This window comes from Streptomyces sp. NPDC006193 (genome assembly GCF_040613915.1).
Lineage (GTDB): Bacteria > Actinomycetota > Actinomycetes > Streptomycetales > Streptomycetaceae > Streptomyces.
The window spans coordinates 135,966-148,355 of sequence record NZ_JBEXTB010000002.1 but is presented as its reverse complement, the minus strand read 5'-3'; the positions used below and the strand labels follow the sequence as shown (position 1 = coordinate 148,355).

Here is a 12,390-nt window from a genome sequence, read left to right as displayed (position 1 = left end):
ACGCTCTCAGGGCTTCCACCCTGCGTCGAGGCACGACTGCGCGAAGGCGTCCGCGCCGATCTGCCAGGAGCCGGCGGATGCCTCGGAGCCGCGGGCAAGGGCAGTGGCGTTGGCTGCGATGCCGTCCGTGTGTGACTGCTGCGCCCAGCGGTTGACCTTGTCGGCCAGGGCGATGCGCGCATGCTGGGTCTGGGCGGCCTTGTAGCCGCGGGCGAAGTCGTTGCATGCGATCGAGGCTGCGTCGTCGAGCTTGCGCGGGTCGGCCGGCTTGGCGCTGCTGTCGCTGCTGGAGCAGGCGGTGAGCACGCAGGCGAGCGCGGCTACGGCGGTGGTGGTACGGATGCGCATGGTCCCCCCAGATCGGTTGCTGAGCGGGCATCATCTCCTCGACCGGCTCGCCATGGTGTGGTCGTGGCGGTCCTGTGACGCTTTCGTGTGGTGATCAGTCTCTGGAGCGGTTCTCCGGTCCCGAAGCTGATGCCGTGCCCGGCTGTGGCATGTGACGCGCGTCACGGTTCGTGTGGTCCTGCGGCGCCGACAGGCCACACCCGCCCAGCCAGCATGAGACCCGATGGAACGCCGACCGGAAGGGCACTCGACAGTGACCGTGCATCGCCAGATCACCTCATGCCAGGCCCACGCCACCATCACCGTCACCCACCGCGCCAGCCGCGGAACCAACCGAGGCAGCCTGCTCTGGCAGGTCTACGTCTGCGACCGCCACCGGCTCCTGCCCCTGCAGCTCACCGGCGCCTCCAGCCTCAACCACAAGGCCACCCACCCCATCACCGGCACGCCGCCGCGCTGCGGCACCCTGCACGACCACCAGCCCATCCACCAGGCCATCGAGTCCCACGCACGGACCTGGCTCCACGCGCCCACCGAGCACCCCGACCGGTGGGTGGAGCGGCTGTCGAATGCCGCCGCCCTGGCCGCGCACGTCGGCGCTGGGCAGGCTGGCGCGCTCGACCAGATCGCCCGGATCGCGGAAGCTGGGCCCGACTCCCCAGTCGTCCAGGCCCGAGTGCTGGAGCTGCTGGCGCGGGCCGAGACCGCTGCGGCCGCCGCGGCACGCAGGTAGGTTGACGCCCGCCGCACCCGCGGCCGCGTCTTCTGCCATCCTGAGCACCATGGCCCACCGCCCGTACCCGCGCCTCGACCGCGCCCGCCGGCAGGTCGACCGGCACACGCCCAAGCCGCCGTCCGCGTCTCAGCCCTCCGCGGCCGAGGCTGGGAAGCGGCTCGGCGACTTCTTCCGCATGGCGCCGAGGCTCGGGGAGTACCGCATCTCGACTCGGTGACCCCGGGCCGCACCTAGGTCGTGCGCAGCACCCGCGCCGGATCATGCTCGGCGACTTCACCACCCTCGCGGGCCGACCGGGCGATCCGCTCGTCCTGGTCGAGCTGCACACCGAGCCGCTGCACGATGTCGTCCACCGGTCGTCCTCCTACGTGCTGCGTCGGTAGTTGCGACGGCCCGTCATGGCCGTCATGACGGTCTGCCCGTACCAACGGTTCACGCCGTGCTCGGTGTCGTCGGGCTCCGGCCACCGGCCTCGGGTGAGGTCGGCGCGGATCGTGCTGGCCTTGATGCCGATGCCGGCGTTCTCGAGCTGCTGGGCGGTGTACAGGCGGCGCGGCTCCAGCTTCACGCCCTGGCGCTCGATGTGGCCGCGGACGAAAGCGGCGATCGCCTGGGCGTCGTACTCCTTGTACCGGCCCCGCTTCCCGGCGGGTGCCGGCCAGGCCGGGTGCCGCGCCCAGGTCTTGGTGACGGTGTGGGGACTCACGCCGTACTTCTCGGCGATCTCGGGAGTGATCATGCCGGGTCGGTCTACCATGGCGGTGACTCTCCTTTGTGGAGTTTCAACTGGTGGGGCCGACGCTCTCTCACCCCCCGGCGTGCCGGGGGATCGCGTCGGCCCCGTTCTGCTGTGAGGCGCTGAGTCTGGTGGGGGGAGAGGGGCCCCGCCCCGGACTGGCTGTCCGGGGCGGGGTGTGGGTTACGACTCGTCGTCGTCCGGCTCGTCGTCCTCGATCAACTCGGTCCAGGTGACGATCCGGTTGATCGCGAATTCGGCCGCGTCGAGTCGCCAGGGAGCGGGGCCTGCCATCCGGGTGATGACGAGCAGTTCGTACGCGGCGAACCAGTCGAGCACCAGGTGCTCCCAGGCTCGCTTGTCGCGCTCCGGGATCGGCTCGTCCTGGATGAGCTGCCGGACCCGGTCGAGACCGAGGAGCGCCACGGTGGGCCCTTCCTCGTCGTCGCCCGGAGCGAAGTCCGGGAGGGTGATCGGCAGGGGCAGGTCTTCCAGCATGGCCTGGACGTAGGCGAAGGCCCCGATGAGGGCCTCCATCAGCGTCAGGAGGCGCTCCCTGTGGTCGTCGTGATCTGCCACGACTTCTCCTCTCTGGAATTTTCAACTGGCTGTCTGGTCCGGGGCTCTCACCCCCCGGCCTGACGTATCTAATATTACAGCACTGGATGCCAGGATTGCAACACCCTGTGCGGTGAAACGGGAGCGCCCCCCGGCTGGCTGCCGGGGGGCGCGGAGCGGACTCAGCTGGTGCCGTTGACCAGGAGCCAGGCCAGGAGATTCCTCAGGGCCTCGTCGCTGTAGAGCAGGTTCGCGCCGATGCCCTCAGCCCGGGTCTCCTCGTACCTCGTAGCGCACAGTGCGTAGAGGTCGATGGCGGCCAGGAGGTGAATGCAGCCGGTGAACAACTGCGCTTCCTGGGTCTCACCCATCGGCTGGTCCTTGGCCAGTGCGGCGGCCCGCCGGATCGCGGGCACTGCATTGGTCGCCGGGATGTGCCGGTCAGCCGGGAGCATGATCGGCACGGGCAGTGCCTGGCATACGTCGACCAGGAGCGAGTACGTCATCGAGATCGAGTGGGCGAGTGCCTGCAGGATCTCGTTCTCGCGTTCAGCCATATGGCCGTCCTCTCTGTGGAGTTTTCAACTGGCGTCCGGCGCGGGGCTCTCACCCCCCGGCCTGACGTGTCTAACTTTACAGCAGTCGCTACTAAGATTGCAACAGTCGGTGGGGGGAAAAGGGGCGGCCCGCAGACCGCCCCACTCCGCCCCGATCAGGCGCGCTCGAACCGCTCCAGCTCGCCGGCGCTCACCACCGCCACCAGCTCGGCACCCGGCAGCTCCTCCCGAGCCAGGCCCGTCTCCCGGACCAGGCGCGCTACCGGCACCCGCTCAGGATCCCTGTGGTCCCGGAGCTCGGTCATGATCTCCGCCTCATCTCCCACCAGCAGCAGGACACGGACCTTCAACCGCTCACTCATCGCTTGCTCTCCTTCGTCTTCGGGGTGCCAGGAACGGGCTTCTTGGTGGGCTTGACCCAGCCGCCGCGCGAGGGCTGGTAGGTCGTCTCGTGCCCCGTCAGCCGGGGGTCGTCGGGCTTGATCGGCTTCGGGAATCCGAGGGGTGCCATGATGGGCGCTCCGTCTCTTCGGTGGGATGGGACCGGGGCGGCCGGTAGCTGGCAGGCGGACGGCCGCCCCGGGGTAGATGGCCCGGTAGATCACCGGGAGATGGCGGTAGATGGGCCGGTAGACGTGCAGGTCAGGCGGCGGTAGATGCCTCGGTAGACGCCTCCTGGGCCGCCTCCGGGGAAGGGGCCTCCAGGTCCCGTCGGCGCACCCCCCACGTGGGCACGCCGGCCACCTTCACGGAGCGGTTCACGGGCACCTCCAGCGCGGCCAGACGGGCGCGCAGATCCGTCACCGTCCAGCCGGCCGTGAGCGGGGCTGTCGGGGGGTGCTGCTGGAGGTAGGCGAGGACGGTGCGCAGGTGCACTCCGGAGCCGTCCCCCATGAGGGTCAGCAGGAGGGTGCGGACGGACTCCCGGTCGAGTGCCGGAGCAGGCTCCGCGGGGGCCTCGGCGGGGGCCTCGGTGGGCTCCTGCGCGGCGGGGCGTCCGGCGCGCCAGGCTGCGGCCGTCCACGCTGCGGACAGCAGCCACAGCAGGGCGGGCAGGGCGCGGGCGATCCGCCACAGCAGGTACACGCCGAATGCCAGCGCGGCGAGGCGTGCCCAGCAGCCGAGGGCGGCGCGCCAGCCGGTGAGGTCGTGGCGGCGGCCGCGCGCGACCCAGGCGGCAGCACGCCGGCCGAGGCTGCGGGACACGGCCGCGGAGCCGGTGGCGAGCCGGGCGGCGGGGCGGGCGAGGCGGCTCACAGGATCCCCGCCCCCTGGACCGCGGCGACGATCGCGTCTCCGGTGCCGTTCAGCGCGCCGGGCAGCCAGGCGAGAGCGCCGGCCACGCCTGCGGTGAGGAGGAAGGTGCTGCCGACGAACGCGCCGCCAATGATTCTCCGCTTGTCCTTCCTCCCGGCCTGCTTGTACTCCAGGCTGACGAGGAAGACGACCAGGACGGCGATGGCGGCGCCCGTCGCGCCGAGGCCGACGAGCTGCCCGGTGGTGAGTGCAGCACTCGAGGTTGTGCCGCTGGTGGCGATGCTGGTCCGCCCGCCGGCGCCGTTGGCGGCGGTCCCGGTGTGGGTGTGGGCCCACCCGAGGATGCCGCCGGGGCAGGCCGCGGCGCACGCGGCGGCGCTGAAGCCCTTGCCGAACGGTGCCAGCTGCTTCATCTCCCGGCCGCCCTTCCACCAGGGGTGGAGGTTGGCGAGGAGGACGAGCAGGGCGGCGAGGAGGCCGCCGAGGGTGAGGGTGGTGGTGCCGGTCATCGGTGTACTCCGGTGAGCAGGGTCAGGGCGTCGTACCAGTCGAGGACGCCGAGGGAGCCGAGGAGGGCGGTGAGGAGGAGAGCGCGGGGTACGGCCCGGCCGGTGTGCCGGTCCAGGGCCCAGGCCGCGGCGATCGCCACGCCGGCGATGACGTAGGCGGCGAGGATGCCGGCCTCGGTGCGGGCCTGGTGGACGGTGTGCGCCCAGATCCCGACCGGGCTGCGGCCGCCCGCCCAGGGGACGAGCGCGGCGAGGATCGCGGCGATCATCCGCCAGGTGACCAGCCAGTCCCACAGCCGCTCCCACAGCCGCGGGCGGCGGTCCGGCTCGGGCTCCGGTACGACCAGCAGCACCTCGTGGACGTGGTGGACGACGGTCGGCGCGGGGGGCGAGACGGGTACCGGCGGCGGGGGCGCGGGGGCGGCCGGCGGCGGAGGCGGCGGAGGTGGCGGAGGTGGCGGAGGTGGCGGAGGTGGCGGCGGGGTGCGCCAGGGCGGGACGGCGCCCGGCGCGGGCGGCCCGGGCGGCAGCGGGACGCCCCCGGGAATGATCCGGGTCGGGATGATCGGGTCCATGGGTCCTCAGCGGAGGATGGCGACGCCGAGCGCCGCGAGGGTGAGGATGAAGGCGCACGTCCCGGTGATGCGAGGGACGTCGGAAGGGGCCACGAGAGCCAGACCGGCGAGCGCGAGCAGCGCGCACGCAGCACAGCAGACGCCGAAGACGGCGGTGAGCACGGCTGTGGGCGGTCAGGCGCCGATGGCGAACGGGGCAGGCGGCAGCTGCGCGAGGTGCGGCTCATGGGCCTCAACCTCGGTGCGCAGGGTGCCGCGGATGATGCCGTCGGACGGTGCCTCGTAGCCCGCGCGGACGAGGGCCTCGCGCATCGCCTTCGTGCCCGGCCGGGTCGGCGGCTGGGTGTTGTACAGGGCGCGGATCACGGCGCACCGCGGGTCGCTGTACTTGATCGGCGTGGGCGCGGGTGTGGCAGCCGGCGCGGGCCCGGTGGGGCGGGGCACGATCGGCAGGAGGTGGGTGCCCGGCGGAACGGTCTGCTGCCAGCTGTGGGCGGGAGCAGCGATGGCCTGCTGCCCGCTCGAGGGCGGGAGGGGCTGCTGCGGCGCCTGGGACGGCATCGGCGGTACCGGCTGCTGCGGGGAGACGCGCTCCACGACGGTGGTCACGGGCTCGGCTTCGACGCTGCTCTGACGGGGCGTCGACGGGGCGTCGGCGGGGGGCAGCTCGTCGCGGTGGGCGAACCAAACGTGCAGCTGCCGCATCAGCGCGCCGAAGGCCAGCAGCGCGGCCACGGGCGGGACCGCGGCCACGGTGTACTCCAGCACGGATGCGTGGGCGCCGACGCCGGCCACGTTCAGGCCGATCGAGCCGAGAGCTCCGATGGCGGTGAGGGCGATGGCCCAGGGGTCGACGGTGCGCAGGTAGGAGGCGCGGAGGATCAGCAGTTCGCCGGCCAGGTAGAACAGGTCGAGCACGGCGGGCCAGGCCCAGGCGCGGGCGGGGTCGATGCCGAGGCCGTTGCCGGCGGCGACGTCGTGCAGGTGGTGGTACGACAGCCAGAACGCGATGCCGGTGATGGCGGTGATGATGGTGGCGGCGCCGATGGCGAGGCCGAGTCCGCCGGTGGCCGCGGGCGTGGGGCTGGTCTGGGTGGGCGTGGGCGCACTAGGGTGCAGCTCAGCCATAGGAGGTCACTCTCCTGCGGTCAGAGCCTCGGCCGGAGTTGCAGTCTCCGCGTCCGGGGCTCGCTTCATGTGGAGGGTGACGCCCTACGTGGGGCATCTGCCGTCCATGACGGTACCGCGCTGGGCGCGGGTGGTTCCACAGGTTCAACGACTGAGCGGTGACGGGGTGTCGACGGGCGTCACGGCTTGCCCGTGGCGGCCTGCGCGGCGCGGTACGCCTGCGGGTTGGCGCGTCGCTTCCCTGAGGCGACCGCCCGGGCGTCGTGGACGCGGCTGTCGTTGATCGGGCTGGGGGTGGTCCAGGCTCCGGCGGGAATGCCCGGGCCGGGCTGGGGTTCGGGCTGGCCGGCGGCCGCCCAGGGCGCGTGCCGGTCGCAGCGCCAGCCGCACGGGTACGGGCGTGCGGGGCCGGGCGCGTGCTCGGCCGGTACGTCGCACGACTCGTTGCGGTGTCGGTCAGGCGGCGTCACTGGGTGCCTCCGTCCAGGTGCGGCCACAGTCCTCGCAGAGCAGGACAGGGGGTGCGCCGTCCCCGCCCTCGACGACCAGCTGGCCGCCGCACGGCGGGCACGGGTGGGGTACGGCCTCCCGTCGACGGGCGTCACCCAGCGTCTTCCGGATCAGCTCGGCGCCGGCCGCGGCGACTTCGGCGACGGCCTGGCGCTCGGCCTCGTCGAGCTTGCGGAACGGGCCGGGCTGGTCGCGGAGTCGGAGGGCGAGCCACTCGGCAGCGTCCGGGGCGGTGCGCTGCCCGGTGTACTGCCAGCGGCGCGGGTCGGCGGCGTCCTTCGCGGCGAGGAGGACGGCGGCGCGGTGGACGTCGTCGCTCCAGCCGTGTCCGGTTGGCGCCTTGAAGGCCGGCCGCTGGACCCTGCTCGCGAGCCAGTCCGCGGCGGTGATGAGGCCGGTTTCGATGGTCGTCATGACGTCCAGGACGTTGACGTCGACGGGGGCGGGTCGGGGGCCGGGGGCGTCCGGGTTGGTGTCGGCGCGTTCGGCGGCCTGGGCGGCGCGCTCTTCTTCGGTGAGGAGGCGGGTGATGCCCATGGCGGGGGGCCAGGTGGTGGTGGGTCGGGTGCCGGCACGTTCTTGGAGGGTGGTCCAGCGTTCGGTGATGGTGTCGAGGTCGTCGGCGGCGGTCACGGTGCTGCTCCTGTGTCTGGGTGGGGCGGTACGGTGATCACTGCCTGGGGTGCGTCCGGCCTGGGGAGGTTGGGGACGCACCCCTTCCGCATGCTCAGGGTCTGTGCGAACCGTTGGTGCTGTCGGGGGATGCCTGGTGACGTCGGTCGGGCCCGGTTCGTTCGCAGCGTGTGGAAGAGCTGAGTCGGTATCCGGGGGAGGACCTGCCGGACGCAGATGTCTTGAAGGCGTTCGCGCCCTCGCCCCGTCGTCGGCCGGTCAAGGGGCCGGCGTGGGTGGATGAGGCCCTCAAGCGTCTGCGTGCGCAAGTGGACGAGGAGAGCAGCGGGCTGGCCTGACGGCGCTCGGCCATGGTCACCGCCTCCTCGGCTGTGGTCCGTACGGTGACTGCCAGGCGGGCGGTCATCGGTTCCTCGCGATCTCGCAGCGCCCGCGCTCGGTGTGCTGCTCCGCGCAGGCCGGCCCGCAGCGCTGCGCCAGCTCCGCCGTCCACGCGGCGATGTGCGCGTACTTCTCCTCCGTGGTGTGGCCGTCCCACAGGGCGCGCACGTCCAGGGCGCCGACGCGCTCCACGTGTTGGAAGAGGTCGGTGTCCCGGGGGCTGATGTGCCAGGAGCACTGCCGGCCGCCGAGGGTGAGGTAGACGATCTGCCAGCCGGGCTCGTCCACGTCGCGGGCGTCGGTGATGACCGCGCCGTCGGTGAGGGCGGTGAGGAGGGCGACGAGGTGGGCGCGCTCGCGGTACGCGCTGTCCCTCTGCGCCTCAGCCTCGTTGGCGCGCGCGGCGCGGGCGTCCGCGTCGCAGGGCTCCAGGGCGCTGCCCGTGGCCATCTCCATCGTGGTGTCGATCAGCTGCACGACGTAGCTGGCTGCGAGTTCCGCGCTGCCGGCGCGGGCCATGCCGTAGCGCAGGAGGTGCAGGACTTGGTGCAGCTGGTCCCGCTCGTGCTCGCGCTGTTCGGCGATGGCCTGCCAGTTGACGGCTGCGGTCTGCTCCTGCTGGTCCATGGTCACTGCTCCTCGGTCTGGTCGGTGGGCGGGAGGATCGCGTCGTGCAGCTCGGCGAGCCGGGCGTCCCACCAGCGGGCGATGGGCACGCCGAGCGGTGGCGGGCCGGCCTTCACCCACCGCTCGTACAGGGCGGTCACGCGCTGCACGTCGGCGTCGGCCTGGCGGGCGAGGGTGGCGGTGATGCGGGCGCGGAGGGCGGCCCGGGCGGCGAGGTAGGCGCGGAAGCCGGCGACGGCCTGGCGGTCGCCGTCGGTGAGTTGAGCGCGCGGGTCGTTCCCGCAGCGGGGGCGGGTGGGGCGGTCGGTCATGGTCGCTCCAGCTGGGTAGGGTCGGGGCTCGCGGCCGCCGCTGCTTTCTCCAGCGGCGGCCGTCGCTTTGCAGGGCGGACGAATCACCCGGCGCCGTGCCCGATCTGGCCGGACGGACGGAGGTAGGCGCGTCCGTCGTCGCCCGGGCGGATGCCGCCGACCGCCCCGCAGTCGCCGCACTGCACGCGGGTGGTACGGCGGGTCAGCTCGGCGATCCGGGCGTCGGCGTACTGGACCTCGGCGTGCCAGTGATCGCGCTGCCTGGTCACGTTGGCGAGTTTGGCGCGGAGCCGGTCCACCTCGCCCTTTAGCCCGAGCGCGATCTCGTACAACGCCTTCTCGGTGCCGTCGTTGTGCGTGGCGGTGGACCAGGTGCTGGTGCGCTGCACGTACTGGGAGAGACGGATCTCGGCGGGGGTGAGCTGCTGGTCGGCGGTGCTCATACGGATCTCCTCCGGTGTGGTGGGTGGGTGTGACGGCGGCGAGCAGGTGCCGAACGGCTACTGGAGCGCACGCCAGGCCTCCACGACGTCCCGCGGGACACGACCGACGGGCGGGCAGTGCATGCCGTGCTCCCGCGCCCAGGCGCGCACCTCAGCCGCGGGATAGTCCACGGACTTCCGGGACTTCTTCGCCTTCACCGGCACCAGCTCGGCCTCCCGGGCGCGGATCTCGGCGAGGCGCCGCTCCAGCTGCTCCCGCTCGCTGGCGATGGCGGCCAGCTCCCGGTCCGCGGCGTACCGCTGGCGGAGGCCGACGAGCGCGGCCCGGGCGCGGGCGGCCTGGTCCTGGACGTCGGGATCGGTGTGCTGGTCGCCCCAGGCGAGGAGCTTGCCGACGGGCAGCTGCTCGGGCGTCTCGTCGGCGTCGACGGAGGTGGTCACGGGTGTCCCTTCGTTGAGGTGGAGGCGGCTCTCGCGGGCGGCTTCGGGGCCGCCCTGGCGGTCGATCTCGTCCAGGAGGCGGCGGAGGGCGGCGATGGTCATTCGCCGGTCTCGGCCGCGGCCCACGCGTCTACGGCGCGCCGCACGCTGTCGGCCTCGTGCCAGTCCGGGGCGGGCCGCTCCGGCAGCGGGTCGCCGGCCAGCAGCGCCCGCACCACCGCGACCACCGCGGCCGGGTCGGACCACCGGCCGAGCGTCGGCAGGAAGTCCGGCTCCCGCTCCAGCTCGCCGTGCTGCATCCGCGGCGCCCACTGCCACTGCTCGGCCGGGTGCTCCCACAGCAGGTGCAGGCCGTGCGGGTGGCCGACGCTGGCCGTCCACACGAGGTGGGCGTCGAGCATCGTGGTGCAGCCGGCGTCGGGGCCGGTGTCGTAGCGGTCGACCTCGGCGTCGCTGGTCCACCAGTCGGTGGGCTCCAGGCCTGCGGCGGTGAGCGCGGTGGTGACCGCGGTGATGTACGGGTCGTGGGGGAGGTCGCGGTGCATGTGCGGTCCTTCCGGGTGGTTACTGGTGCAACGGTTCGAGCTGGTCAGGGAGTGCGTTCGGCCCGCGCCGGTGGTGGCGCGGGCCGGGGAGGTGGGGCAGCGGTCGGCAGTGCTGGTCAGGTGGGCGTGCCGTGGGGGCGCGTCCACTCCCTCGGGAGCGGGGGTGCCTCGCACAGGTCGGGCCACTCCAGCCGCTCGCCTGCGGTGTCGTCGTTGCTGGGCGGGTTGTTGAGGTCGAGGCGGGCGAGGAAGACCCGGCCGGTGAGGTCGGCAGGCTGGCACCGGGCGGCAGCGGCGAACGGTGCGGCACCGGTGAGGAAGGCGCGGCGTGGGCTCCAGCCCAAGACTCGAACCCAGACGTGAGCGGTGTCGTCGTCCTCGCAGTCCATGGGGACGCCGTCCAGGTCGACAGCGATGACTCTGAGGGGGGACAGACCGAAGGAGTGGTCAGTGGTGGTCACGTGGATGCCTTTCGTCGTCAGGGGCGGTGCCGGCGGCGGCGGGCCAGGGCGCGGGCGGCGCGCCGGACGGCCGGCGGGAGCGGCTCGTTGTGGTGGCCGCACAGGACGGCCGACATGGTCGTGACGAGCAGCAGGAACCCGATGACGCCCGTCACGACGGGCCGTCGAGCGTGGCCCGCAGCTCGGCCGCGGCTTGCTTCCACGCCAGGAGAACGGCTCGGTCGGTAGTGCCGAGCACATCGGGGGTATCCCACTGCGCTGCAAGCTGGCGGACGCGCTCGATGACCTCCTGCGCCCGGTGAAGGTCGCGGCTCTCCGGGGTGAGCTCGAACCGAGGGCGGCGGGTGGCGTCGTACACGTCGCGCGCCCAGCGGGCATCGCCGAGCGCCGTGTGCGCGGCCTCCTCCGTCGGAGGCTCCACCCCGACCGCCCGGGACAGCGCGTACGACGACCAGGGCAGTGGGCCAGCCGCCTCCAAGCCGACCTTCGCGGCGGCCAGCTGGACGATGTCGTACGGCCGGTAGTGCCACCGGGCACACCCGGGACCGACAAGCTTCCGCAGGAACCGATCGTCGAAGGCCGGGTTGGAGCCGACCAGGACGGCGCCGGACAGGACGCTGATGATGGCCTCGATGGCGCTGGCGCGGCTGCACGGGAGGATCGGGCCGGGGCCGGTGAACGCGGCGCCCCAGCTGGGGTCGACGAGGTGGCGTTCACGGTAGCGGCCGATGCGGAGGGCCTCGGGGTCGGCGGCGGCCTCGTCGATGGCGAACTGCCACACGTACTCGGTGTCGGTGGTCCGGCCGTTGTCGTGCCGGCGGAGGATGACGGCGACCTCCCAGGCCTCGCCGATCGCGGCGTCGAGGTGCGTGGTCTCGCAGTCGATGAAGGCGATGTTCGTCCGACGGTCGGTCGGCTCCAGTACGTCAGGCACTGGGCACCTCCGTGCTGCCCTGGGGAAGCCGGCGGCGCGCCAGATCCCGCAGCTCTGCAGCGTCGGCGATCATCACGGCGTGTGCCGGCGTCGACGGCGCCCACAGCTCGGACGCCCGCCGCACCAGATGGTCCGCGGCCTCCTCCAGCACGGCCGCACCGACCTCGTCGACGACGCCCGTCGACGGGCTGTCACCGACGAGGTTCGCGAGCGCCAGGAGCCGGACGTGGGAGCGCAGCCGCTTGTACTTCTGCTCGGTGTCGTGGCCGTCCCACCGCGCCCGCGGGTCGCCCGGGCTGACGGCCGTCACGTGCCGGAACAGACCGGCGTCGGCCGGGTGGATGTGCCAGGACATCTGCCAGCCGCCGGCCACGAGGTACAGCAGCTGCCAGCCGTCCTCGTCGACGTCGGCGGCCGGGGTGATCACGGCGGAGGAGGGGTGGAGGGCGGCGAGCCAGGCGAGCAGCTGCGCCCGCTCCCGGTACGCGGCGTCACGCTCGCGCTCGGCGGATTCGGCGCGGGCCTTCCAGCGGGCGGTCTCGGACGGGGCCGCGGTCGTGCCCGGGCGGCGGAACAGGCGCGCGAACCAGGGGCGAACCGGTTCCGGTTCCTGGTTCCGGGGGCTGGGTGTGTGTGTCGTGGACATGGTTGCTCCGGTGTGGTGCCGGGGCGGGTCCCTGCGTGGGGGCCCTGTCCGCGA

Annotated in this window: 25 protein-coding genes; 2 read left to right on the top strand and 23 right to left on the bottom strand. The window is 73.1% G+C overall.

Going from position 1 to position 12,390, the window contains the following annotated elements; genetic code table 11:
- Nucleotides 1-6: 6 nt before the first annotated feature.
- Entirely contained in the window at nucleotides 7-348 is a 342-nt protein-coding gene (locus ABZ261_RS02540; protein ID WP_356854721.1) for a hypothetical protein, read from the bottom strand.
- A gap of 253 nt (nucleotides 349-601) precedes the next feature.
- Between ABZ261_RS02540 and ABZ261_RS02535 the strand changes: the two genes are divergently transcribed.
- Together ABZ261_RS02535 and ABZ261_RS02530 are read left to right on the top strand one after the other, a co-directional pair.
- Nucleotides 602-1,081 carry a hypothetical protein gene (locus ABZ261_RS02535; protein WP_356854720.1) on the top strand — a complete coding sequence of 160 codons (480 nt, stop codon included), beginning with the start codon at nucleotides 602-604 and terminating at the stop codon, nucleotides 1,079-1,081.
- A gap of 49 nt (nucleotides 1,082-1,130) precedes the next feature.
- The gene (locus ABZ261_RS02530) at nucleotides 1,131-1,301 is read left to right on the top strand and encodes a hypothetical protein (protein ID WP_356854719.1); all 171 of its coding nucleotides are present in this window, start codon (nucleotides 1,131-1,133) and stop codon (nucleotides 1,299-1,301) included.
- Between the two features lie 13 nt (nucleotides 1,302-1,314).
- On the opposite strand, the gene ABZ261_RS02525 is transcribed toward ABZ261_RS02530, so the two are convergent.
- The 22 genes from ABZ261_RS02525 to ABZ261_RS02420 form a co-directional block, all read right to left on the bottom strand.
- Nucleotides 1,315-1,437 carry a hypothetical protein gene (locus tag ABZ261_RS02525; RefSeq protein ID WP_356854718.1) on the bottom strand — a complete coding sequence of 41 codons (123 nt, stop codon included), beginning with the start codon at nucleotides 1,435-1,437 and terminating at the stop codon, nucleotides 1,315-1,317.
- An 11-nt stretch (nucleotides 1,438-1,448) separates the two neighbouring features.
- Entirely contained in the window at nucleotides 1,449-1,841 is a 393-nt protein-coding gene (locus tag ABZ261_RS02520) for a hypothetical protein (protein WP_356854717.1), read from the bottom strand.
- A gap of 162 nt (nucleotides 1,842-2,003) precedes the next feature.
- Entirely contained in the window at nucleotides 2,004-2,399 is a 396-nt protein-coding gene (locus tag ABZ261_RS02515; RefSeq protein ID WP_356854716.1) for a hypothetical protein, read from the bottom strand.
- Nucleotides 2,400-2,560: 161 nt separating this feature from the next.
- Complete coding sequence (locus ABZ261_RS02510; protein WP_356854715.1) at nucleotides 2,561-2,935, bottom strand: hypothetical protein; 375 nt, start codon at nucleotides 2,933-2,935, stop codon at nucleotides 2,561-2,563.
- 155 nt (nucleotides 2,936-3,090) lie between these two features.
- Nucleotides 3,091-3,297: a hypothetical protein gene (locus tag ABZ261_RS02505; RefSeq protein WP_356854714.1), complete on the bottom strand. Its 207-nt coding sequence runs from the start codon at nucleotides 3,295-3,297 to the stop codon at nucleotides 3,091-3,093.
- Nucleotides 3,294-3,446, bottom strand: coding sequence for a hypothetical protein (locus ABZ261_RS02500; RefSeq protein WP_356854713.1), 153 nt, complete (start codon nucleotides 3,444-3,446; stop codon nucleotides 3,294-3,296). The genes ABZ261_RS02505 and ABZ261_RS02500 overlap by 4 nt, the downstream gene beginning before the upstream one ends.
- Nucleotides 3,447-3,577: 131 nt before the next feature.
- Nucleotides 3,578-4,192 carry a hypothetical protein gene (locus ABZ261_RS02495; RefSeq protein ID WP_356854712.1) on the bottom strand — a complete coding sequence of 205 codons (615 nt, stop codon included), beginning with the start codon at nucleotides 4,190-4,192 and terminating at the stop codon, nucleotides 3,578-3,580.
- The gene (locus tag ABZ261_RS02490; protein ID WP_356854711.1) at nucleotides 4,189-4,701 is read right to left on the bottom strand and encodes a hypothetical protein; all 513 of its coding nucleotides are present in this window, start codon (nucleotides 4,699-4,701) and stop codon (nucleotides 4,189-4,191) included. The genes ABZ261_RS02495 and ABZ261_RS02490 overlap by 4 nt, the downstream gene beginning before the upstream one ends.
- Nucleotides 4,698-5,054 carry a hypothetical protein gene (locus ABZ261_RS02485; protein ID WP_356854710.1) on the bottom strand — a complete coding sequence of 119 codons (357 nt, stop codon included), beginning with the start codon at nucleotides 5,052-5,054 and terminating at the stop codon, nucleotides 4,698-4,700. The genes ABZ261_RS02490 and ABZ261_RS02485 overlap by 4 nt, the downstream gene beginning before the upstream one ends.
- A gap of 228 nt (nucleotides 5,055-5,282) precedes the next feature.
- Complete coding sequence (locus tag ABZ261_RS02480) at nucleotides 5,283-5,438, bottom strand: hypothetical protein (RefSeq protein ID WP_356854709.1); 156 nt, start codon at nucleotides 5,436-5,438, stop codon at nucleotides 5,283-5,285.
- Between the two features lie 12 nt (nucleotides 5,439-5,450).
- Entirely contained in the window at nucleotides 5,451-6,404 is a 954-nt protein-coding gene (locus tag ABZ261_RS02475; protein ID WP_356854708.1) for a DUF2637 domain-containing protein, read from the bottom strand.
- 179 nt (nucleotides 6,405-6,583) lie between these two features.
- On the bottom strand, nucleotides 6,584-6,874 hold the full coding sequence (locus tag ABZ261_RS02470) for a hypothetical protein (RefSeq protein WP_356854707.1): 291 nt from the start codon (nucleotides 6,872-6,874) through the stop codon (nucleotides 6,584-6,586).
- Nucleotides 6,861-7,547 (bottom strand): hypothetical protein, encoded by a 687-nt coding sequence (locus ABZ261_RS02465; protein ID WP_356854706.1) that lies wholly within the window; start codon nucleotides 7,545-7,547, stop codon nucleotides 6,861-6,863. The genes ABZ261_RS02470 and ABZ261_RS02465 overlap by 14 nt, the downstream gene beginning before the upstream one ends.
- A 402-nt stretch (nucleotides 7,548-7,949) precedes the next feature.
- Nucleotides 7,950-8,555, bottom strand: a complete 606-nt coding sequence (locus ABZ261_RS02460) for a hypothetical protein (RefSeq protein ID WP_356854705.1) — start codon at nucleotides 8,553-8,555, stop codon at nucleotides 7,950-7,952.
- A 2-nt stretch (nucleotides 8,556-8,557) separates the two neighbouring features.
- Nucleotides 8,558-8,866, bottom strand: a complete 309-nt coding sequence (locus ABZ261_RS02455; RefSeq protein ID WP_356854704.1) for a hypothetical protein — start codon at nucleotides 8,864-8,866, stop codon at nucleotides 8,558-8,560.
- Nucleotides 8,867-8,949: 83 nt separating this feature from the next.
- Nucleotides 8,950-9,309 (bottom strand): hypothetical protein, encoded by a 360-nt coding sequence (locus ABZ261_RS02450; protein ID WP_356854703.1) that lies wholly within the window; start codon nucleotides 9,307-9,309, stop codon nucleotides 8,950-8,952.
- 57 nt (nucleotides 9,310-9,366) lie between these two features.
- The gene (locus tag ABZ261_RS02445; protein WP_356854702.1) at nucleotides 9,367-9,852 is read right to left on the bottom strand and encodes a histone-like nucleoid-structuring protein Lsr2; all 486 of its coding nucleotides are present in this window, start codon (nucleotides 9,850-9,852) and stop codon (nucleotides 9,367-9,369) included.
- Nucleotides 9,849-10,295, bottom strand: coding sequence for a hypothetical protein (locus ABZ261_RS02440; protein WP_356854701.1), 447 nt, complete (start codon nucleotides 10,293-10,295; stop codon nucleotides 9,849-9,851). Before ABZ261_RS02440 ends, ABZ261_RS02445 begins: the two co-directional genes overlap by 4 nt.
- A gap of 116 nt (nucleotides 10,296-10,411) precedes the next feature.
- Nucleotides 10,412-10,756: a hypothetical protein gene (locus tag ABZ261_RS02435; RefSeq protein ID WP_356854700.1), complete on the bottom strand. Its 345-nt coding sequence runs from the start codon at nucleotides 10,754-10,756 to the stop codon at nucleotides 10,412-10,414.
- A 17-nt stretch (nucleotides 10,757-10,773) separates the two neighbouring features.
- The gene (locus tag ABZ261_RS02430) at nucleotides 10,774-10,911 is read right to left on the bottom strand and encodes a hypothetical protein (protein ID WP_356854699.1); all 138 of its coding nucleotides are present in this window, start codon (nucleotides 10,909-10,911) and stop codon (nucleotides 10,774-10,776) included.
- On the bottom strand, nucleotides 10,908-11,690 hold the full coding sequence (locus tag ABZ261_RS02425; protein ID WP_356854698.1) for a hypothetical protein: 783 nt from the start codon (nucleotides 11,688-11,690) through the stop codon (nucleotides 10,908-10,910). Before ABZ261_RS02425 ends, ABZ261_RS02430 begins: the two co-directional genes overlap by 4 nt.
- Nucleotides 11,683-12,336, bottom strand: a complete 654-nt coding sequence (locus ABZ261_RS02420) for a hypothetical protein (RefSeq protein WP_356854697.1) — start codon at nucleotides 12,334-12,336, stop codon at nucleotides 11,683-11,685. The genes ABZ261_RS02425 and ABZ261_RS02420 overlap by 8 nt, the downstream gene beginning before the upstream one ends.
- Nucleotides 12,337-12,390 lie beyond the last annotated feature (54 nt).

Bases quoted from the DNA above. Each gene is read 5' to 3' on its own strand.
- ABZ261_RS02540 (WP_356854721.1), bottom strand. From the start codon at position 348: ATGCGCATCCGTACCACCACCGCCGTAGCCGCGCTCGCCTGCGTGCTC.
- ABZ261_RS02530 (WP_356854719.1), top strand. From the start codon at position 1,131: ATGGCCCACCGCCCGTACCCGCGCCTCGACCGCGCCCGCCGGCAGGTC.
- ABZ261_RS02520 (WP_356854717.1), bottom strand. From the start codon at position 1,841: ATGGTAGACCGACCCGGCATGATCACTCCCGAGATCGCCGAGAAGTAC.
- ABZ261_RS02510 (WP_356854715.1), bottom strand. From the start codon at position 2,935: ATGGCTGAACGCGAGAACGAGATCCTGCAGGCACTCGCCCACTCGATC.
- ABZ261_RS02505 (WP_356854714.1), bottom strand. From the start codon at position 3,297: ATGAGTGAGCGGTTGAAGGTCCGTGTCCTGCTGCTGGTGGGAGATGAG.
- ABZ261_RS02500 (WP_356854713.1), bottom strand. From the start codon at position 3,446: ATGGCACCCCTCGGATTCCCGAAGCCGATCAAGCCCGACGACCCCCGG.
- ABZ261_RS02490 (WP_356854711.1), bottom strand. From the start codon at position 4,701: ATGACCGGCACCACCACCCTCACCCTCGGCGGCCTCCTCGCCGCCCTG.
- ABZ261_RS02475 (WP_356854708.1), bottom strand. From the start codon at position 6,404: ATGGCTGAGCTGCACCCTAGTGCGCCCACGCCCACCCAGACCAGCCCC.
- ABZ261_RS02460 (WP_356854705.1), bottom strand. From the start codon at position 8,555: ATGGACCAGCAGGAGCAGACCGCAGCCGTCAACTGGCAGGCCATCGCC.
- ABZ261_RS02455 (WP_356854704.1), bottom strand. From the start codon at position 8,866: ATGACCGACCGCCCCACCCGCCCCCGCTGCGGGAACGACCCGCGCGCT.
- ABZ261_RS02450 (WP_356854703.1), bottom strand. From the start codon at position 9,309: ATGAGCACCGCCGACCAGCAGCTCACCCCCGCCGAGATCCGTCTCTCC.
- ABZ261_RS02445 (WP_356854702.1), bottom strand. From the start codon at position 9,852: ATGACCATCGCCGCCCTCCGCCGCCTCCTGGACGAGATCGACCGCCAG.
- ABZ261_RS02440 (WP_356854701.1), bottom strand. From the start codon at position 10,295: ATGCACCGCGACCTCCCCCACGACCCGTACATCACCGCGGTCACCACC.
- ABZ261_RS02420 (WP_356854697.1), bottom strand. From the start codon at position 12,336: ATGTCCACGACACACACACCCAGCCCCCGGAACCAGGAACCGGAACCG.